The following is an 18,751-nucleotide window of genomic DNA, read 5'->3' as shown; positions in this document are numbered from 1 at the left end:
CACGTCCGAAGGCCTCTGGATCGAGCAGGCGCAACAGCCGCGAGAAGGTGTCGTGACTGGGCGCCTCCTCATAATCGATCAAGCGCGACAGCGCCTGCTTGCGCTCTTGCGCGAACAACGAAAACTCCGTCGCGTTGGTCGCACCACACAGGCTCGCTGCGATCATCATCACGATCAGATCGCCAAGCCGGTGCGTGGCGTTGGCCGCGCGCGGGTCAGGGACCGCGCCGAAATAGCTCTCAAGGGTGGAAATGGCAGTCGCTCCTTCGTTGGACTGCCTTCCCAAAGAATCCCTTCTCAAACCAAGTTCAAGCCCAAAATTCCCATATGCGATTCCCCTGCTCCGGAGGGGGAGAGGTGGCGATGCGAAGCAGCGACGGAGTGGGGGAATGCGTCCGATCAAGTCGAGCCGCAGTTGAAAGCCCTCAACTTCAGGTTCGCGGTGAAGCGCCACTCAATCCTTGTGGAGGATGAATTCCAGATAGAGGTTGCGCTGCAGGATCGAGTGGTTGTCGTCGGAGATCAGCGACACCATCAGCGCGCCGTCGTCGCGGGTCCAAACGTCGAGCCCCTCCATATTGTCGATCTGGTAGCCCATGTCGGCTTCCAGCAGCACTGGCCCATCAGCGACCGCGCCCTTCTCGACGCTCTCGCCATGGATGCGCCGCAGCCGCATCTTGACGCCGCTGGCCATCGAAAAACTGCGCTCCAGCAGCAAAAGGTCACCGTCCGGCAGGAAGGCACCGTCGGTGATGTCGAAATCGCCATTGCGTTTGACGGTGAAGACGCCCTTGTGCGGGCCTTCGATGATGGCGGCATAGATGTTGCCGGCCTTGTCGAGGCTCTTTTCCGACACCACCACCAGCCCGCCCTCGTGCTGGCCGTTGGCATTGGCATGGGTGACGGTTTCGAAGCCGCGATTCTGGCGTAGTTCCCGCGCCGGAACCAGGAAATCCAGCTGCTTGAGCGGCGCTTTCATGTCGTTGGGGTCGATCTTGAACTGGGCGACGCGGTGGTTGCGCTCGAAGCCGACCGTGGCGATGCCGTCCTTGACGGCGAGGCCTTCGGCGTCGACTTCCCACTTCTTTTCGATCGCCTGGCCTGATCCGTCGACCATCTGCTGCATATGAAAATTCCGGACGCCGGATGGCCGCCTGTCGGCGTCGCGGACCACCGTGCCGAAAAACCAGAAGCCGGTGTCGGCCACCCCGACGAAATCGCCGCCGGCTTTCCGAAAGCGGAAGGCCGACAGCGCACCGAAGTCGCGCGACGGCGAGGTCATCTCCAGCCCGCCGACGAATTCGAGCGGTCCGAACTGCTTGTCGGCACGGCCAATCTGGAATTCGGTGATCGGGCGAGCCGAGATTTCGATCGGTTCGACCGAGGCCGGGCCGGCCGAACCGGCTGGCGCCGAAGCCACGCTAGCAAGCAGGGCGATGGCGGCGAAAAGCGTTTGCCGAAAGCCGCCCCGCGAAAAGATCATCCGGCGCGCCGCATGCCGCCGCGCCGCGTGTCGCGCGCGCTTTCCTCGGCGAACAGCGAAGCCAGTTGCTCGGTCATGGCGCCGGCCAGTTCCTCTGCATCGACGATGGTGACAGCGCGTCTGTAATAGCGGGTGACATCATGGCCGATGCCGATGGCCAGCAGTTCGACCGGCGAGCGCGTCTCGATCAACTCGATGACGGCGCGCAGATGGCGTTCGAGATAATTGCCCGGATTGACCGACAGCGTCGAATCGTCGACCGGCGCGCCGTCCGAAATCATCATCAGGATCTTGCGCTGTTCTGGCCGGGCGATCAGACGATTGTGCGCCCACAGCAGCGCCTCGCCGTCGATGTTTTCCTTGAGCAGGCCCTCGCGCATCATCAGGCCGAGATTGCGCCGTGCCCGCCGCCACGGATGGTCGGCCGATTTGTAGATGATGTGGCGCAGGTCGTTGAGCCGGCCCGGGTTCGGCGGCTTGCCGTCCTTCAGCCATTTCTCGCGCGCCTGCCCGCCCTTCCAGGCCCGGGTGGTGAAGCCGAGGATCTCGACCGCGACGCCGCAGCGCTCCAGCGTGCGCGCCAGGATGTCGGCGCAGGTGGCGGCGACCGTGATCGGCCGGCCGCGCATCGAGCCGGAATTGTCGAGCACCAGCGTCACCACCGTGTCGCGGAATTTGGTGTCGCGCTCCTGCTTGAAGGACAGCGGCTGCATCGGGTCGATGACGACGCGCACCAGCCGTGCCGGGTCGAGATAGCCTTCTTCCAGGTCGAAGTCCCAGGACCGGTTCTGCTGCGCCATCAGGCGGCGCTGCAGCCGGTTGGCCAGCCGCCCGACGACACCGGACAGATTGGCAAGCTGCTTGTCGAGGAAGGCGCGCAGCCGGTCGAGCTCTTCTTCTTCGCACAGCTCCTCGGCGCCGACCGTCTCGTCGAAGGCGGTGGTGAAGACCTTGTAGTCGATTTCCTTCGGCAGATTGGCGAACGGATTGTCGTTGCGGCGCGCCTCGCCGGGCGTCTCGGCATCCGCGTCGTCATCGTCGGACAGATCGTCGGCGGTGGCGTCGGATGCCTCCGTCTCGGCCGACTGCTCTTCATCGGCCGAAGCCTCGGCATCCTCGGACTGCGACTGTTCGGAGCCGGAATCCTCTTCGCCACCTTCCTCGCTTTGCTCCTCGCCTTGCGGCTGGTTGTCGTCATTGTCCTCGGAGTCTTCCGTCTCCTGGTCGTCGCCGAGTTCCTCGGCCATTTCCATGGAAGCGAGCATCTCGCGCACGACGCGGGCGAAGGCCTGCTGGTCGTCGAGCTTGGCTGAAAGTCCGTCGAGGTCGGCCTTGGCCTTTTCCTCGACCCAGGGTCTCCAGAGCTCGACCAGCCTCTCGCCACTCTTCGGGATCGGGCGGCCGGTCAGCTTCTCGCGCACCATCAGCGCCAGTGCTTCCTCGATCGGCGCGTCGGCCTTGTCCTTGACGTCGACGAGGTTGGCCTTGGCGTATTTGTCCTCCAGCATCGAGCCGATATTGTCGGCCACACCCTGCATGGCGCGGCTGCCGATCGCCTCGACGCGAGCCTGCTCGACCGCGTCATAGATGGCGCGGGCCTGCTTGCCTTCCGGCGCGAGCTTGGTGTGGATGCGTACGTCATGGCAGGCGCGTTTCAGCGCCATGGAGTCGCCGAGGCCGCGGGTGATGGCGATGTCGGTCTTCGACGCCTTCTTTGGCAGTTCGGGCAAGCGAGCGCGGCTGCCGGCGAGTGCCGGCCTATCCTTGGCGAAAGCGACTTCCATGTCCTTGTCGCCAGCGATGGCGCGCATGCAGACGGTGACGGCGCGCTTGAAGCTGTCGGCTTCAGAACCCGTCTTCGACTTGTTGCGCGTGTTGTCGCCCGGACCCGCCATCGATTATTCCCTGGAGCACGATGTTGCCGGACAAGTCATATGACCTTCCGGCGTCGCGCTCTTAGCCCAGCACGACGTTGGCGGCACTCTCCGGCAGATCCTCGCCGAAGGCGCGCTGGTAGAACTCGGCCACCACCGAGCGCTCGAGTTCGTCGCACTTGTTGAGGAAGGTCAGCCGGAACGCCATGCCGATATTGCCGAAGATCTCGGCATTCTCGGCCCAGGTGATGACCGTACGCGGGCTCATCACCGTCGACAGATCGCCATTGATGAAGGCCGAGCGCGTCATGTCGGCGACGCGCACCATCTTGTTGACGATGTCCTTGCCCTTGCCGTCGCGATAGTGCTTGGCCTTGGCCAGCACGATGGCGACTTCATTGTCGTGCGGCAGGTAGTTCAGCGTGGTGACGATCGACCAGCGGTCCATCTGCGCCTGGTTGATCTGCTGGGTGCCGTGGTAGAGGCCGGTGGTGTCGCCCAGCCCGACCGTGTTGGCGGTCGAGAACAGCCGGAACGCCGGATGCGGGCGGATAACGCGGCTCTGGTCGAGCAGCGTCAGCCGGCCCGACGATTCCAGCACGCGCTGGATGACGAACATCACGTCAGGGCGACCGGCGTCATACTCGTCGAAGCACAGCGCGACATTATGCTGATAGGCCCAGGGCAGGATGCCGTCGCGGAATTCGGTGATCTGCAAGCCGTCCTTGACGACGATCGCGTCCTTGCCGACGAGATCGATACGGCTGACATGGCTGTCGAGGTTGACGCGCACGCAAGGCCAGTTGAGACGGGCGGCGACCTGTTCGATATGGGTCGACTTGCCGGTGCCGTGATAGCCCGACACCATGACGCGGCGGTTGTAGGCAAAGCCCGCCAGGATCGCCATGGTCGTGTTCTTGTCGAACAGATAGTCCGGATCGATGTCGGGCACATGTTCGCTGGTCGCCGAATAGGCCGGCACCACCATCTTGGACTCGAAACCGAATTTTTCCTTCACCGACACCGTCGTGTCGGGCAGGTTGGCGATGTCGCGATCGACCTTGTTCATATCTCTCAACGTCTCCACGGGCGAAACGCCTGATTTCGCCGGCAATCGATTTTGTTCGGGGGCGGTCTTAGAGCCTTTTCCAATCTTATGAAAGTTGGAAAAATGCCCCGACCGAAAGGTCGCTCAGCACAGGCCCGCCTGTTTGAGCACGCGATAGGCCTGCAGCACATCGCGGAACCGGTCTTCCGAACCTCTGTCGCCGCCATTCGCATCCGGATGGTGACGCTTCACCAGTTCCTTATAGCGCGCCTTGATCTCCTTGCCAGTCGCCTTTGTATCAAGGCCAAGCGTTTCCAGCGCCTTGGCCTCAAGCGGCTTGGCCTTGCGCTCGCGCGCCTCGCGCGGATCCTTCGGCCCCTTGAACAGGTCGAACGGGTCGCGCATGCGATTGTAGTAACCGGCGCGGCCGGAGCGCATCTGCGCCATATCGGGCGACGAACGCGTCGAGGCGCCGTTGACGCCCATTTTCCAGGTCGGCCGGTGGCCGGTCATCGCTTCCTTCTGGAAGCGCGCGACCTCGGTGTCCGGGACGCCGGAGAAATAGTTGAAGCCCTTGTTGTACTCGCGCACATGGTCGAAGCAGAAGCGGAAATACTCGCCCTCCTTCATGCGCCCGACCGGCGCGCGATGGGTGCCGGCCTCCTTGCAGCCATCCCACTGGCAGATCGGCGAATGCGACTTCAGCTCCGCATCCTTCTCCGGGCGGATGCGAATCTTCTCGAAATATTTGGGGTACGGCTTCATCTCACCCATTTATGGGGCGTTCGCAGATGCGAAACAAGAATTGACATTTTCGCGATGATCGCCCTAACCGCTGAATCGCGGCATAAAGCGGGCGAATGGCGGATTTTGTTGCGCGGTAGCCCCTTTTTCCAAACCGATTCCGGTTTTACGGGCTGCCGCGCCAGCCATATGTGGTGAAGGGAGACGGCAATGTCCATACAGACGACCATGGAAGACAAGCTCAACAAGGCATTCTCGCCGGACCGGTTGGTCATCATCAACGAAAGCCATCTCCATGCCGGCCATCATCATTCTGGCTCCGACCATCACGGCACCTATGATGGCACCGGCGAGACACATTTTCGCGTCCGCGTCGTCGCTTCAGCCTTTGCCGGCATGAGCCGCATCGACCGTCACCGCGCCGTCAACGAGTTGCTAGCCGACGAACTGAAGGCCGGCGTGCATGCGCTGGCGATCGAACCGGCGGCTCCCGGCGAAAAGACCCGCTGGTAGGCCAGGCCGCCTTCGCCTTTCACTGCGCTCAGAGCACCGCTTCGATGAGAAACGGCCCGCGCCGGGACAAAGCACTGTCCAGAAGCGCGTCGAACCGTTCGCACGTGTCGGCGCGGCCCGCCTCCACGCCCATGCCTTTCGCCAGCGAAACCCAGTCCAGCGACGGATGGTCGAGGTCGAGCATTCGTCTGGCATTCTCGCCGATCGCGCCGACACCGACATTGCGCATTTCGCCATGCAGGATCGCATAGGTCCTGTTGGAAAAGACGATCGTCACCACGTCGAGGTTTTCCCTCGCCTGCGTCCACAGTCCCTGCACCGTGTACATGCCGCTGCCATCGGCCTCCAGGTTGATCACCTTGCGACCGGGACAGGCGATCGCCGCCCCGGTTGCCATCGGAATGCCTCCGCCGATCGATCCGCCTGTGCCCATCATGTAGTCGTGCGGCGCGGCAAAGGCCGATAGCGCGAAGAAACGCCGCGCCGAGGTGATCGCCTCATCACAGATGATCGCATCCACGGGAAGCTTTCGCGCCACCGACAGTGCGATGGCATCTTCCGTCAGCTTGCCACTCGGCGTTGTCTCGTCGGGGAACGCGGTGGCAAACACCGTTTGTTGCGACGGCTTTATGCCGAGCTCGTCGCGGAGCGCTTCCAGCGCCGCCTGCAGATCGTCGCCATGGCCGGCAAGCGTCAGCACCTGGCAGCCGTCGCGAACCAGCCGCCCCGGTTTCCCCGGATAGGCGAAGAAGGCAACCGGCTCCTTCGCGCCGACCAGGATCAGGACGTCGATATCCCTGAGCAGCGCCGTTGCCGCATCGACCGGATAAGGGATGCGGGTCGGCGCGATACGCCCGCGCCCGCGTTGCATCCGGGCGATCAGGACCTCGCTGAGCAGGCGGACATCGCCGGCTGTCGAGATCTGGCCGGCGATGGCAAGCGCATCAGCCCGCGCCGCTCGGCCGCGGACGATCATGCCGGCACGGCCCGGAGCGGCACGGATCGCCGCGGCCACCTTTCGCACGGCATCCATGTCGACGGCGGGCGGCGGCGCAAGCTTGACCTTGCCGATTGAGACCGCGCCGACCTCGCCCCAGGCCGCATCCGCCGGCAGGATCAGCGTCGCGACGCCCGGAGGTGTCAGCGCAGCACGGAAGGCAGCCTCGGCAGCCGGCGCGACACCAGTCGGACCGTCGACGCGGCCGACCCAGTTCGACATCGGCGCCGCCAGGCTCTCGATGTCGCTGGTCAGCGGAGCGTCGAGCGCCAGATGGTAGGAAGCGTGGTCGCCGACAATGTTGATCATCGGGCTCAAGGCGCGCCGGGCATTGTGCATGTTGGCGAGGCCATTGGCCAAGCCCGGCCCCGTATGCAGCAGCGTCGCTGCAGGGCGGTCGGTCATGCGCGCATAGCCGTCGGCGGCACCGGTCACCACGCCTTCGAACAGGCCGAGCACGCAACGCATCTTGGGTTTGCGGTCAAGCGCCGCAACGAAATGCATTTCGGATGTGCCGGGATTGGCGAAGCAGACCGTCACGTCATTGGCCAGCAGCACGTCGCACAGGACATCGGCGCCATTCATGAAATTCTCTCCCATCTGACGATTAGGAGCAATTCCAGGAAAAGTGTGGAGCGGTCTTCCGTCGGAATTGCGATGAAACAAACAGATGCAGCAATTGCACCCGCGGACGCCCACGCGGCAATATCCCGCCGCCAACTTTGATCTGAGCCAGTTCTTGTACCCGCTCAGCCGACCGTCGATTTCAGGAACGCCAGCACAGCACTGGTCAGCGCGTCGCCGTCCTCCCCGAAATCACGGTCGATCGACATATGCGTATAGGCGCTGCCGTCGAACAGCGTGACCTTTGTGCCGATGGCGCGCAGGCGCTGGGCAAAGGCCTTCGAGTCCTCGCCACGGCCAGGCGCCCGCGAATAGGCGATGAAGGTTGGCGGATGCTGGCGGCCGTCGACATAGCTGGCCGGAGACAGGGCAGCCCATTGCGCGGGATCGGAAAAGACCCGCGCATAGGCCCGGACCATGCCGCCATTCCTGGAGAGTGCCGCAAGATCATAGGCCCTGGTGTCGTCGAGAATGAGTGCCGCGACGCCAGGCAGCCCGCCGCGCATGCCGGTCAATGCAATCAGATGGCAGCCGGCCGAATGGCCCATGCCGACAATGCGGTTGGGGTCGCCGCCATGCTGGGCGATGTTGGCGCGCACATAGGCATAGGCCTTTTCGACATCGCTGGCCTGGGTGGCGACATCTACCTCGGGCAGCATGCGATAGTCGATAGAGACGAAGCAGAAACCGTTGGCGAGCAGGAAAGCCGGCTTGGCGTTCACTTGGCTGCGTTTGCCGAACCGCCAGGCGCCGCCATGGACGAAGAAGACCACGGGCAGGCCATCTGCGCCATCAGGCGCATAGATGTCGAGCTTGGCAGGGCCATAGTCGAAGGTTTTGGGAGATGGTGCAGATAGTCGCCCAGCCGCGAAAGCCGTGGCTGGCAGAAAAGCCGCCATCGAAGCCAAAAGCAGGGTTCGCCGATCGATCATCCTAGGCATCGCCGGCTGGCCTTATCCTCAGCCTGGCAATCCGGTTCTTGTCTCTCTTCATCACGACGAAGCGCTTGCCGTGGAACGTAAAAGCCTGCTTCTCCTCGGGGATCGACTGCGTCTCGTGGATGACGAGGCCGGCAATGGTGGTCGCTTCCTCGTCCGGCAGGTTCCAGTCGAGCGCCCGGTTCAGGTCGCGGATCGGCACATTGCCGTCGACGACGACGGAGCCGTCGGCCTCCTGCTTGACGCCCTGGATATCGACATCGTGCTCGTCGGCGATCTCGCCGACGATCTCCTCGATGATGTCTTCCAGCGTCACCAGCCCTTCGACCTCGCCATACTCGTCGACAACGACGGCAAAATGCGCCTTGCGGCGCAGGAAGGCGTTGAGCTGTTCCTGCAAGGTCGTGGTGTCGGGCACGAACCAGGGTTTCGAGGCGATCTTCATCACGTCGATCTTGGAAAAATCGTTGCCGACTTCATTGAGCGCGCGCAGCAGATCCTTGGCGTGCAGCACGCCGACGATGTTGTCGAGCGAGCCCTTCCACAGCGGCATGCGGGTGTGCGGGCTCTGCAGGATCTCGCGCACCACCGCTTCCGGCGGATTGTCGGCATTGACCGAACGCATATTGGTGCGGTGCACCATGATGTCGGAGACTTCGAGCTCTTCGAGGTCGAACAGGCCGCCGACACGGTCGCGATCCTCGCGCACCACCTGGCCGTCGCGGCGGAAATCATCGACCGCGCCGCGCAATTCGTCCTGGCTCGACCGCTGCGGCTCGATGCGCAGCAGCTCATAGCCGAACATGGCGAGCAGGCGCGTGCGCAAGGCAACGGCCAGCAGGATGAGGACGGCAAGGACAGCAACGACGATCCAGCCGGTCTCGTTGTTCATCTCAGCGGGCTTTCCTGTTGCCCGGATGGTTCTCTTTCAGGAACGACAGCACCTCCGAAGCCGGCACGTCCTTGGCAATGAAGGCCTGGCCGATGCCGCGCGTCAGGATGAAGGTCAGCGCGCCGCGTGACACTTTCTTGTCCTGGGTGATGAAGGCCAGCAGCGCCTCGGCATCCGGCAGGTCGCCCGGAATATCGGCCATCCGCCATGGCAGGCCGACGGCGCGCAGATGCGCCTCGACGCGCGCCGCGTCGTCGGGGCTGGCCAGATTGAGCCGCGACGAGAACCGATGCGCCAGCGCCATGCCGATGGCGACCCCTTCGCCGTGGACGAGGCGGGCGCCGTCATAGTGCGTGGCGGCTTCCAGCGCGTGGCCGAACGTGTGGCCGAGATTGAGCAGCGCGCGGTCGCCGGTCTCGAACTCGTCGCGGGCGACCACGTCGGCCTTGGCGCGGCAGGCTTCGGCAATCGCCTGCGCCCTCTCCGGCCCGCCGGCGAACACCTTGCCCCAGTTCTGTTCCAGCCAGCCGAAGAACTCTGGCCGATCGATCAGCCCGTATTTGGCAAGCTCGGCATAGCCGGCGCGGAATTCGCGGATCGGCAGCGTGTCGAGCACTTCGGTATCGGCCAGCACCAGCTTCGGCTGATGGAAGACCCCGACCAGGTTCTTGCCGCGCGGACTGTTGATGCCGGTCTTGCCACCGACCGAGGAATCGACCTGCGCCAGCAGCGAGGTCGGGATCTGCACGAAATTCATGCCGCGCCGCACGATGCCGGCGGCAAAGCCGGCAAGGTCGCCGATGACGCCGCCGCCCAAGGCGATGACGATGTCGCCGCGCTCCAGCCTGGCGGCCAGCACGCCGTCCACCACCTCTTCGAGATAGACAAAGCTCTTGGTCTTCTCACCGGCCGGCAGCGTGATGACGGCTGGCTGGATGCCGCTCGTTTCGAGACCGGCCTTCAGCGCATCGAGATGCGCCGCCGCGACATTGGCGTCGGTGATGACGGCGGCGCGCGTGCCTGGCAGGCGGCGCGAAATCTCGTCACCGGCGCGCGACAGCAGCCCCGAGCCGATCAGGATGTCGTAGGTCCGGTCGCCAAGCCCGACCTCGACGACAACGGGTGCATCGGCGCTCACGATCGTACCTCGCCTGTCGCGGCAATTTCATCAATGCCGAAATGCCGGCACAGCGCCTCGATCACCTCGGCGGCGATAACCTCCTTGCGGTCGTCGCGGGTCGGCACGGTGACATCCGATGTCGCGTAGACCGGATAGCGCTCGCCCATCAGCCGTTCCAGCACGGCGCGGGGATCGGCGCTTTTCAACAGCGGCCGGTTCTGCTTCTTGGAGACGCGGTCCATCAAAAGGTCGAGCTCGGCCTTCAGCCATACCGACACGCCGTGGGCCGCGATGGCCTCGCGCGTCTGCTCGTTCATGAACGCGCCGCCGCCCGTCGACAGCACCTGCGGGCCGTTTTCCAGCACGCGCAGGATGACGCGCTGCTCCAGGGCCCTGAACTCGGTCTCGCCATAGCGCTCGAAGAGCTCCGGAACGGTCATGCGCGAGACACTTTCGATCTCCTGGTCGCTGTCGATGAACGGCAGCGCCAGCATCGTCGCCACCTTGCGGCCGATCGCCGTCTTGCCGGCGCCCATCAGCCCGACAAAGACGATGGAGCGGCTGCCCAGCCGGCCAAGCAGCGCGGCGTGGTTCTCGCCTGGAGGATTTGCCGGTAGCGCGTTCATCGGATGTTTCCAGGGCCCTCTTTGCCGGCGTATCGACATGAAAAGCCCGTTTGCGTCAAGCTTGGCAAGCACTGAGCCTGATATGGGCCGGCAAGCTCCGCATCAGAAGTTGCTGACAGGCCTCAGCTTCTTCCTTGAATTGGCCGGATTGGCGTCCCATAAGGGGACAGGGTTTGGAAACGCAGAACAAGTAGACGGGCGAAAATTGATGCCGACACTGTTTCGCTTTGTCGTGACACTCGCGATTCTGGCTGGCATTGCCTATGGTACGATGTTCGCGCTGGTGATGTTCGTCGAGCCCAAGAAGGCGGAAATGAGCGTGCGCATCCCGCCGGAAAGGCTCAATCCCAAGAAAAGCTGAATGACAAGAAAAGCTGAATGAACAGCGCTGCCCGCATCGAAGCCTTCCTGGAAATGATGAGCGCCGAGCGGGGCGCTGCCGAGAACACGCTTTCCTCCTATCGCCGCGACCTCGAAGACGCTTCGAACGAGATCGCGGGCGGGCTCGCCGGTGCCGCTGTCGCCGATATCCGCGCCTATCTCGACGATATCGCCGCACGCGGCTTTGCGCCAACCTCGCAGGCGCGCAAGCTGTCGGCGATCCGTCAGTTCTTCAAATTCCTCTATGCCGAGGGCCTGCGCGGCGATGATCCGACCGGCACGCTGGACAGTCCGAAAAAGGGCCGGCCGCTGCCGAAGACGATGAGCGAGGCCGACACCGGCCGGCTGATCGACCGCGCCGCGACCGAAGCCGGCGATGCCGGGCTCGACGATAGCGACAGTCTGGCGGCACTGCGCCTGCATGCGCTGGTCGAGGTGCTCTACGCCACCGGCCTTCGCGTTTCCGAACTGGTTGGCCTGCCGGTGACGGTGGCGCAGCGCGACGACCGTTTCTTCATGGTGCGCGGCAAGGGCGACAAGGAGCGAATGGTGCCGCTGTCGGCCAAGGCGCGCACGGCGATGAAGACCTGGCTTGCCGCCCGCTCCAAGGTGCCGGCCTTCGCCGACAGTCCGTTTCTGTTTCCGGCCGCCTCCGACAGCGGCTATCTCTCGCGCCAGGTCTTTGCCCGTGACCTGAAAGGACTGGCCGCCAGGGCCGGCATCGCCTCGGCCAAGATATCGCCACACGTGCTGCGCCATGCTTTTGCCAGCCACCTGTTGCAGAACGGCGCCGATCTCAGGGCCGTGCAGCAACTGCTCGGCCATGCCGACATATCGACGACACAGATTTATACCCATGTGCTGGAGGAGCGGCTGGTGCGGCTTGTCAACGATCATCATCCGCTTGCCGACTAGGCCTCATATCGCTATGTGAGGACGACGTTTCACCGCCCGGAGCCTCGCATTTCACGGTTCCGTCAGCCATTGCCTTCCGACGTATCGGTCCGCTCAAGCATGTACAACTACCTCGATTTCGAAAAGCCGGTGCAGGACCTCGAGGGCAAGATCCTCGAGCTGAAGAAGCTTGCCGAGAACGGCGAGGCGGTCGATGTCGGCGACGAGATCAGCCGTCTCGAAAAGCGCTCCCGGGATGCGCTGCGCGATGCCTACAAGGCGCTGACGCCGTGGCAGAAGGTGCAGGTGGCGCGCCATCCCGACCGGCCGCATTGCGTCGACTACATCAAGGGCCTTTTCAACGATTTCACGCCGCTCGCCGGTGACCGCAATTTTGGCGAGGACCAGGCGATCGTCGGCGGTTTCGCCCGCTTTCGCGGCGAGCCGGTGGCGATCATCGGCCAGGAAAAGGGCTCCGACACGACCAGCCGGCTGAAACACAATTTCGGCTCGGTGCGACCGGAAGGCTACCGCAAGGCGGTCCGGCTCATGGAGCTTGCCGACCGGTTCAAGATTCCGTTGCTGACGCTGGTCGACACCGCCGGCGCCTATCCCGGTGTCGGCGCCGAGGAGCGCGGCCAGGCGGAAGCCATTGCCCGTTCGACCTCGGCTTGCCTCGGCCTCAAGGTGCCGTCGATCTCGGTGGTCATCGGCGAAGGCGGCTCGGGTGGCGCCATCGCGATCGCCACCGCCAACCGCGTCTATATGCTCGAACACGCCATCTATTCGGTGATTTCGCCGGAGGGCGCGGCCTCGATCCTGTGGCGCGACACGACGCGATCGAAGGACGCGGCGACCAACATGAAGATCACCGCGCAGGATCTTCTGGAGCTGAAGATCATCGATGCCATCATCCCCGAGCCGCTCGGCGGCGCGCATCGTGGCGCCGAAACCGTGATCGCCGCGACCGGCGATCTCATCGCCAAGACGATGAAGGAATTTTCCGGCGCCAACACGGATTTCCGCGAGCAGCGCCGCGAGAAATACCTGGCAATGGGCCGCAGTCTCTGACCACAAGCACCCCTTGCCCCGCCGCAATGTGGCGGAGCGGAGCATTTTTGCCACAAAAATGCCGCTGCATTCGGCTCAATGAGACTGCCGCATGGGGACGCGTCGACACTTGTGGTAAGGAATTTTCAAGGTTAACGGGCTTAGGGTCCGTCCACGTTCAGTGCAGTAGCCGTGGCATGAATCGCCCCGGCGCCAGAGAAAAAGACGATATCCGCAGCCATGTTCGCAAAGCTTGCCCGCACCGGAATCCTGATCGCCGCCCTCGGCGTTGCCGGCTGCAACGATTCGTCGATGAAGGATTTCGCGCCCGAGGCCAACAAGCCGCTGCCCGACAAGATCCTCGCCGATATGAAGGCCAAGGGCATGATCCGCACCTCGTCGGTGATGGCCCGCATCTTCAAGGAAGAGGGCAAGCTCGAAATCTGGAAAGCCAAGACCAACGGCCGCTACGACATGGTGGCCAGCTACGATATCTGCAAATGGTCGGGCAAGCTCGGGCCGAAATACACCGAAGGCGACCGTCAGGCGCCTGAAGGCTTCTACACCGTCCGCCCGTCGCAGATGAATCCGCGCTCGAACTACCATTTGTCTTTCAACATCGGCTTTCCCAATGCCTATGACCGGGCCAATGGTCGCACCGGCGCCAATCTGATGGTGCACGGCGCCTGTTCGTCGTCCGGCTGTTATTCGATGACCGACGCGCAGATCGAGCAGATTTATGCCTTCGGCCGCGACGCCTTCCAGGGTGGCCAGACCGAATTCCAGATCCAGGCCTTTCCGTTCCGCATGACCGCCGCCAACATGGCGCGCTACCGCAACGACCCGAATTACGAATTCTGGAAGATGCTCAAGGTCGGCTACGACAATTTCGAAATCACCAAGGTGCCGCCGAAGGTCGACGTCTGCGAAAAACGCTATGTCTTCAACCAGGTTGCCGCCGACGGCCAGACGTTCGATCCGACCGGTCCCTGCCCGGCGACCACGCAGCCGGATTCGCTAAAAAGCGCCTACAACTCCTACATGAGCACCTACGACGCGGCGTTCAACGGCGCGATCAAGGCCAGCGTGCCGCCGCCCAAGCCGACCATCGCCGGCATCAAGGAAGCCAGCATCGTCTCCGACTGGTCGAAGCGCCGCGCTCGCGGTGAGCGCGTGCCGATCGATCCGCCGTCGCTCAACTCCGACGGTTCGGTCACCGAGACGGCGCGCATGGGCCGCATCGATTCGCCGGCCGGCCGCAAGATGGCGGCACTTGAGGCCGAGAAGGCCGCCAAGCAGAAGGCCGAGGAGCAGAGGCTGGCTGCCATAGAGGCCGCCAAGGCGGCCAAGGAAGCCGCCAAGGCACAGGCCCTGGCCGAGAAAGAAGCGGCCAAGGCCGCCAAGGAAGCCCCTGTCGCCACGGCCACCATTGCTGCCCCCACCGAGGCCGCGCCCGCAACCGAAACGCAGGCCGCGAGTGCCGACGAAAGCAAGGTAACAAGGCTGAAGAACAAGCTGCTCGGCATGTTCGGCGGCTGAGTTTTCCCCGTGACCAAGAGCGATGCTGTCTATGACCTCAAGGGGCTGAACTGCCCCTTGCCCGTACTGAAAGCGAAAAAGCGGCTGGCGGGAATGCACCCGGGCAGCCGGCTATGGCTCGAAACCACCGATCCGCTGGCCGTCATCGACATCCCGGCATTCTGTTCCGACAGCGGCCACCGCCTCGTCGAAACGGCGGCGGTCGCCGGCGGTCATCGCTTTCTGGTCGAGCGTGGCGAGCAACGATCGTAGGGGCTACCGTCCGGCGATGGCCAGCGGATTGTTTTCCAGCGCCGCGCGGTCGGGGGTGTCGATCGATGGCCGGTTGGTGAAGGCGGCGAACAGCCGGCGCACATAGTCTTCCGGCATGTCGAGCGTGATCAGCACCAGCCGCGTGCCGCGCTGGCCATCCGGCCAGGACGGCAATTGCACCGGCGGATGCAGAATCTTCTGCACGCCATGGATCACCAGCGGTCGCGATGGGTCTTCGCTGAGTTCGATGACGCCCTTCATGCGCAAAAGACGTTCGCCATGTGCCGAGCGCAAAAGGTCGAGAAACATCTCGATCGCCGAAAACGGCACCGGCCCATCATGGACCAGCGAATAAGATCGCACGCGCTGATCGTGGCGATGGCCATGGTCATGGCCATGCGCGTGATCATGGCCGTCATGATGGTGATGGTGGTGATCATGCGCCGCTTCCTCGCCAAGCCAGCGACGCACATCGGCGGATTTGGTCGCGGGATTGTAGAGGCCGCAGTCAAACAGCGCCGCCACGCCCGTCCCCGTGTCGGCGGCATCGAGCAGCTCGGCGCCCGGATTGATTTGCCGCAAGCGCGCCCGCAGCGTTTCCAGTTCACGCGGATCGGTGACCAGATCGGCTTTGCTCAGCACGATGCGGTCGGCCACCGCGACCTGCTTCACCGCCTCGACATGGGCGTCCAGCGTGGCATTGCCATTGACCGCGTCGACCAGCGTGATGACACCGTCGAGCCGGAAAGCCTGCACCAGCGCCGGATGCGCCATGATCGACTGCAGCACCGGCGCCGGGTCGGCAAGGCCCGTGGTCTCGACGATGACACGGGCGAGACGGGCAATGCGGCCGGTCTGCAGCCGGTCGACAAGGTCGGCCAGCGTATCGACCAGTTCGCCGCGCACCGTGCAGCACAGACAGCCGTCCGAAAGCTGGATGATGCCGTCGGAAGCCTGCTCGACCAGCAGATGGTCGATCGCCACCTCGCCGAACTCGTTGATGATGACGACCGTGTCGGCCAGTGCCGGATCCTTCAGCAGCCGGTTGAGCAGGGTCGTCTTGCCGGCGCCGAGGAAACCGGTCAGCACCGAGACGGGGATCGGGAAGTCCGCCATTAGGCTCCGACTTTTTGTTTGAGCATGATCTCTTCCGAAAACCGGATTCCAAGTTTCGCTGGCGCGGACCTTCGGTTCGGGATCATGCTCTAATTCGCAACCTTGACCGGCTGGTCGCCCTGGGCCGCTGAGCCCGTCACAGTCGGATCGCCGCCGGCCGGTGCCGGCCTGTCGGGCCGCCAGCTCGGGATCGGCACGTCGGCATATTCCTGGCCGCCTTGGTCGAGCATGGCCTTCGGCGCCGGGCCGGTGGCGCCGCCGAGGCCGACGGCAACCAGCGTCGGCACATGGTCGAGCTTTTCCTGATAGGGCGACTTCGGCACGTTTTTTGGGGCGGCAGCCGGCGGCGCCTCGGACTGCTCCTCCGGCGCCTTCTTCTTGCAGATCTCGTCATGCATGTCGTTGGGTGAGACGGTGTCGCCGTACGGCGCCAGCGTGGCAATGGTCGCTGAGCCGGCAGCCGGCGTGTCAAACCCCTGGTCGAGCAGTTTCGCTGCCGTTTCGGCGCGGCTGACGGCCGATTTCTCGCCAAGCACCACCGCGACCAGCGTGCGCCCGTTGCGCGTCGCCGAGCCGATCATGTTGAAGCCGGAGGGACAGACGAAGCCCGTTTTCATGCCGTCGGCGCCGGGATAACGGCCGATCAGCAGATTGTAGTTCGGGATCGCCTTCTTGCCGACGGCCAGACCCTCGATCGAGAACCATGGCGCGTATTGCGGGAACTCCCGGCGGATCGCCATCACCAGCACGGCAAGGTCGCGCGCCGTCGTGTACTGGTCGGGCGAATAGAGCCCGTTCGGATTGACGAAATGCGTGCCGGTCATGCCGAGGCGGGCCGCTTCGGCATTCATGCGGTCGGCGAAGGCGGCCTGCGAGCCGCCCACATTCTCGCCGACGGCCATCGCGATGTCATTGGCCGACTTGACCAGCATCATCTTCAGCGCATTGTCGAGCCGCATCACCGAACCTGGCTTGAAGCCCATCTTGCTTGGCGGCTCAGCGGCGGAGTGTTTCGTCACCTTGATCGGCGAATCAAGCTGGACCTCGCCGGCCGCGATCGCCCGGAAGGTCACATAGGCGGTCATCAGCTTGCTCAGCGACGCCGGATACCAGCGCTTGAAGGCATCCTGCTGTTGCAGGATCTTGCCGCTGTTCAGGTCGAACAGAACCACTGGATTGGCCAGCGCAGGCCCGGCCACGGCCGAGAGCACGATTGCGCCAGCCGAGAATAGTTTGAGGAAATGCCTGTGCCGCATGATCAAATCCGAAATCGCCTCTTGCCGTAGTCGCCCCTGGCTCCGTAAGATTTCGTTACACGATCGCCAGCATAATGGGTCCGACCCTCAAAAACCGGACCGCATCGTTGTGGTGCTATTTACCCTATGTGACGCCAACATGGCAAAGTGCCTGACGATCACAATTGCAAGGTGGCGGGCAATACCCGCCTGCTCGAACAGCGAGATGGAATTATCATGCCAATCCTGAACCGTGCCGCCGAAATGCAGGACGAGGTCGCCGGCTGGCGACAACATCTGCACCAGACGCCAGAACTGAACTTCGACGTCTTCAAGACCGCCGCCTTCGTCACTGAGAAACTGAAAGCCTTCGGTTGCGACGACGTGGTGACCGGCCTCGGCAAGACCGGCGTCGTTGGCATCATCCGCGGCCGCCAGGGCGAAGGCCCCACCATCGGCCTGCGCGCCGACATGGACGCGCTGCCGCTCAACGAGATCACCGGCAAGCCTTACGCTTCGACCATTCCCGGCAAGATGCATGCCTGCGGCCATGACGGCCACACGGCGATGCTGTTGGGTGCCGCGAAATACCTCGCCGAGACACGCAACTTCACGGGCTCGGTGGCGGTCATCTTCCAGCCGGCCGAGGAAGGTGGCGGCGGCGGCAACGAGATGGTCAAGGACGGCATGATGGAACGCTTCGACATCTCCAAGGTGTTCGGCATGCACAACATGCCGGGCCTGCCTGTCGGGCAGTTCGCCATTCGCCCGGGCCCGATCATGGCGGCGACGGCCGAGTTCACCATCACCGTGAAAGGTAAGGGCGGCCACGCGGCGATGCCGCACGGCACGATCGACCCGATCGTCATCGCCAGCCAACTGGTCGGTGCACTTCAGACGATAGCCTCGCGCAGCACCGACCCGGTCGAGGCCGTGGTGGTGTCGGTGACCAAGTTCCACGCCGGCGATGCCTACAACATCATTCCGGAATCGGCCGAGATCGCCGGCACCGTTCGCACCTTGCGCAAGGAAATCGCCAAGAAGTCCGAAGAGCGCATTCGTACCATATGCGATGGACTGGCAACCGCGTTCGGCGCCAGGATCGAGGTCGACTATGACGCGAACTATCCGGTGACCTTCAACCATGCGGAAGAGACGGTGTTTGCCAGCGATGTGGCGGCCGGCGTGGCAGGCGACGCCCATGTGCATCGCGCCATCCAGCCGGTGATGGGTGGCGAGGATTTCTCCTACATGCTGGAAGCCCGCCCCGGCGCCTTCATCTTCATCGGCAATGGCGACACCGCCGGCCTCCACCACCCGGCCTACGACTTCAACGACGAGGTCATCCCGCACGGCATGAGCTATTGGGTGAAACTGGCGGAAACCGCACTCGCTGCCTGATGCCATCCGCCGAAAGGGCTGGCC

At 63.8% G+C, this 18,751-nt stretch carries 19 protein-coding genes; 7 read left to right on the top strand and 12 right to left on the bottom strand.

What is annotated here, in order from left to right:
* The 5 genes from BLS48_RS36365 to BLS48_RS27740 form a co-directional block, all read right to left on the bottom strand.
* On the bottom strand, positions 1-454 hold a 454-nt coding region (locus tag BLS48_RS36365), incomplete at its 3' end, for a transposase family protein (RefSeq protein ID WP_244529925.1).
* Positions 455-1,483 carry an esterase-like activity of phytase family protein gene (locus tag BLS48_RS27755; RefSeq protein ID WP_091584807.1) on the bottom strand — a complete coding sequence of 343 codons (1,029 nt, stop codon included), beginning with the start codon at positions 1,481-1,483 and terminating at the stop codon, positions 455-457.
* A complete protein-coding gene (cobT, locus tag BLS48_RS27750; protein WP_091584805.1) occupies positions 1,480-3,378 on the bottom strand; it encodes a cobaltochelatase subunit CobT in 1,899 nt (632 codons plus the stop codon). The genes BLS48_RS27755 and cobT overlap by 4 nt, the downstream gene beginning before the upstream one ends.
* 61 nt (positions 3,379-3,439) lie before the next feature.
* Entirely contained in the window at positions 3,440-4,426 is a 987-nt protein-coding gene (cobS, locus tag BLS48_RS27745) for a cobaltochelatase subunit CobS (protein ID WP_091584803.1), read from the bottom strand.
* Between the two features lie 123 nt (positions 4,427-4,549).
* Positions 4,550-5,179, bottom strand: coding sequence for a J domain-containing protein (locus BLS48_RS27740; RefSeq protein WP_091584801.1), 630 nt, complete (start codon positions 5,177-5,179; stop codon positions 4,550-4,552).
* A gap of 180 nt (positions 5,180-5,359) precedes the next feature.
* On the opposite strand from BLS48_RS27740, the gene BLS48_RS27735 reads away from it, so the two are divergent.
* Positions 5,360-5,662, top strand: a complete 303-nt coding sequence (locus BLS48_RS27735) for a BolA family protein (RefSeq protein ID WP_091584799.1) — start codon at positions 5,360-5,362, stop codon at positions 5,660-5,662.
* A gap of 28 nt (positions 5,663-5,690) precedes the next feature.
* Here BLS48_RS27735 and BLS48_RS27730 read toward each other — a convergent pair whose 3' ends face one another.
* The 5 genes from BLS48_RS27730 to BLS48_RS27710 form a co-directional block, all read right to left on the bottom strand.
* Positions 5,691-7,244 carry an acetolactate synthase large subunit gene (locus tag BLS48_RS27730; RefSeq protein ID WP_091584823.1) on the bottom strand — a complete coding sequence of 518 codons (1,554 nt, stop codon included), beginning with the start codon at positions 7,242-7,244 and terminating at the stop codon, positions 5,691-5,693.
* A 164-nt stretch (positions 7,245-7,408) separates the two neighbouring features.
* Positions 7,409-8,215 carry an alpha/beta hydrolase gene (locus BLS48_RS27725; protein WP_091584797.1) on the bottom strand — a complete coding sequence of 269 codons (807 nt, stop codon included), beginning with the start codon at positions 8,213-8,215 and terminating at the stop codon, positions 7,409-7,411.
* A gap of 1 nt (position 8,216) precedes the next feature.
* The gene (locus BLS48_RS27720) at positions 8,217-9,113 is read right to left on the bottom strand and encodes an HlyC/CorC family transporter (protein WP_091584795.1); all 897 of its coding nucleotides are present in this window, start codon (positions 9,111-9,113) and stop codon (positions 8,217-8,219) included.
* Between the two features lies 1 nt (position 9,114).
* Positions 9,115-10,251 (bottom strand): 3-dehydroquinate synthase, encoded by a 1,137-nt coding sequence (aroB, locus tag BLS48_RS27715; RefSeq protein WP_091584793.1) that lies wholly within the window; start codon positions 10,249-10,251, stop codon positions 9,115-9,117.
* The gene (locus BLS48_RS27710; protein ID WP_091584791.1) at positions 10,248-10,859 is read right to left on the bottom strand and encodes a shikimate kinase; all 612 of its coding nucleotides are present in this window, start codon (positions 10,857-10,859) and stop codon (positions 10,248-10,250) included. Before BLS48_RS27710 ends, aroB begins: the two co-directional genes overlap by 4 nt.
* Positions 10,860-11,067: 208 nt before the next feature.
* Between BLS48_RS27710 and BLS48_RS27705 the strand changes: the two genes are divergently transcribed.
* The 5 genes from BLS48_RS27705 (at position 11,068) to BLS48_RS27685 (ending at position 14,975) form a co-directional block, all read left to right on the top strand.
* Entirely contained in the window at positions 11,068-11,220 is a 153-nt protein-coding gene (locus BLS48_RS27705; protein ID WP_091584789.1) for a histidine kinase, read from the top strand.
* A gap of 17 nt (positions 11,221-11,237) precedes the next feature.
* Positions 11,238-12,155 (top strand): site-specific tyrosine recombinase XerD, encoded by a 918-nt coding sequence (locus BLS48_RS27700; protein ID WP_091584787.1) that lies wholly within the window; start codon positions 11,238-11,240, stop codon positions 12,153-12,155.
* Positions 12,156-12,254: 99 nt separating this feature from the next.
* Positions 12,255-13,205: an acetyl-CoA carboxylase carboxyltransferase subunit alpha gene (locus BLS48_RS27695; RefSeq protein ID WP_091584785.1), complete on the top strand. Its 951-nt coding sequence runs from the start codon at positions 12,255-12,257 to the stop codon at positions 13,203-13,205.
* Between the two features lie 219 nt (positions 13,206-13,424).
* A complete protein-coding gene (locus tag BLS48_RS27690; RefSeq protein ID WP_091584783.1) occupies positions 13,425-14,723 on the top strand; it encodes a L,D-transpeptidase family protein in 1,299 nt (432 codons plus the stop codon).
* A gap of 9 nt (positions 14,724-14,732) precedes the next feature.
* Positions 14,733-14,975: a sulfurtransferase TusA family protein gene (locus BLS48_RS27685; RefSeq protein ID WP_091584781.1), complete on the top strand. Its 243-nt coding sequence runs from the start codon at positions 14,733-14,735 to the stop codon at positions 14,973-14,975.
* A 3-nt stretch (positions 14,976-14,978) separates the two neighbouring features.
* Here BLS48_RS27685 and BLS48_RS27680 read toward each other — a convergent pair whose 3' ends face one another.
* Together BLS48_RS27680 and BLS48_RS27675 are read right to left on the bottom strand one after the other, a co-directional pair.
* Entirely contained in the window at positions 14,979-16,091 is a 1,113-nt protein-coding gene (locus tag BLS48_RS27680) for a CobW family GTP-binding protein (RefSeq protein ID WP_091584779.1), read from the bottom strand.
* Between the two features lie 89 nt (positions 16,092-16,180).
* Entirely contained in the window at positions 16,181-17,347 is a 1,167-nt protein-coding gene (locus BLS48_RS27675; RefSeq protein ID WP_091584777.1) for a D-alanyl-D-alanine carboxypeptidase family protein, read from the bottom strand.
* A 216-nt stretch (positions 17,348-17,563) separates the two neighbouring features.
* On the opposite strand from BLS48_RS27675, the gene BLS48_RS27670 reads away from it, so the two are divergent.
* Positions 17,564-18,727, top strand: coding sequence for a M20 aminoacylase family protein (locus BLS48_RS27670; RefSeq protein ID WP_091584774.1), 1,164 nt, complete (start codon positions 17,564-17,566; stop codon positions 18,725-18,727).
* Positions 18,728-18,751 lie beyond the last annotated feature (24 nt).

This window comes from Mesorhizobium qingshengii (assembly GCF_900103325.1).
GTDB lineage: Bacteria > Pseudomonadota > Alphaproteobacteria > Rhizobiales > Rhizobiaceae > Mesorhizobium > Mesorhizobium qingshengii.
This window is presented reverse-complemented; position numbering and strand designations above follow the sequence as displayed.

Coding starts and splice junctions, on each gene's coding strand:
- BLS48_RS27710 (WP_091584791.1), bottom strand. CDS start 10,859: ATGAACGCGCTACCGGCAAATCCTCCAGGCGAGAACCACGCCGCGCTG.
- cobT (WP_091584805.1), bottom strand. CDS start 3,378: ATGGCGGGTCCGGGCGACAACACGCGCAACAAGTCGAAGACGGGTTCT.
- BLS48_RS27675 (WP_091584777.1), bottom strand. CDS start 17,347: ATGCGGCACAGGCATTTCCTCAAACTATTCTCGGCTGGCGCAATCGTG.
- BLS48_RS27735 (WP_091584799.1), top strand. CDS start 5,360: ATGTCCATACAGACGACCATGGAAGACAAGCTCAACAAGGCATTCTCG.
- BLS48_RS27695 (WP_091584785.1), top strand. CDS start 12,255: ATGTACAACTACCTCGATTTCGAAAAGCCGGTGCAGGACCTCGAGGGC.
- BLS48_RS27740 (WP_091584801.1), bottom strand. CDS start 5,179: ATGGGTGAGATGAAGCCGTACCCCAAATATTTCGAGAAGATTCGCATC.
- BLS48_RS27705 (WP_091584789.1), top strand. CDS start 11,068: ATGCCGACACTGTTTCGCTTTGTCGTGACACTCGCGATTCTGGCTGGC.
- cobS (WP_091584803.1), bottom strand. CDS start 4,426: ATGAACAAGGTCGATCGCGACATCGCCAACCTGCCCGACACGACGGTG.
- BLS48_RS27690 (WP_091584783.1), top strand. CDS start 13,425: ATGTTCGCAAAGCTTGCCCGCACCGGAATCCTGATCGCCGCCCTCGGC.
- BLS48_RS27725 (WP_091584797.1), bottom strand. CDS start 8,215: ATGATCGATCGGCGAACCCTGCTTTTGGCTTCGATGGCGGCTTTTCTG.
- BLS48_RS27720 (WP_091584795.1), bottom strand. CDS start 9,113: ATGAACAACGAGACCGGCTGGATCGTCGTTGCTGTCCTTGCCGTCCTC.
- BLS48_RS27755 (WP_091584807.1), bottom strand. CDS start 1,483: ATGATCTTTTCGCGGGGCGGCTTTCGGCAAACGCTTTTCGCCGCCATC.
- BLS48_RS27700 (WP_091584787.1), top strand. CDS start 11,238: ATGAACAGCGCTGCCCGCATCGAAGCCTTCCTGGAAATGATGAGCGCC.
- BLS48_RS27730 (WP_091584823.1), bottom strand. CDS start 7,244: ATGAATGGCGCCGATGTCCTGTGCGACGTGCTGCTGGCCAATGACGTG.
- BLS48_RS27670 (WP_091584774.1), top strand. CDS start 17,564: ATGCCAATCCTGAACCGTGCCGCCGAAATGCAGGACGAGGTCGCCGGC.
- BLS48_RS27680 (WP_091584779.1), bottom strand. CDS start 16,091: ATGGCGGACTTCCCGATCCCCGTCTCGGTGCTGACCGGTTTCCTCGGC.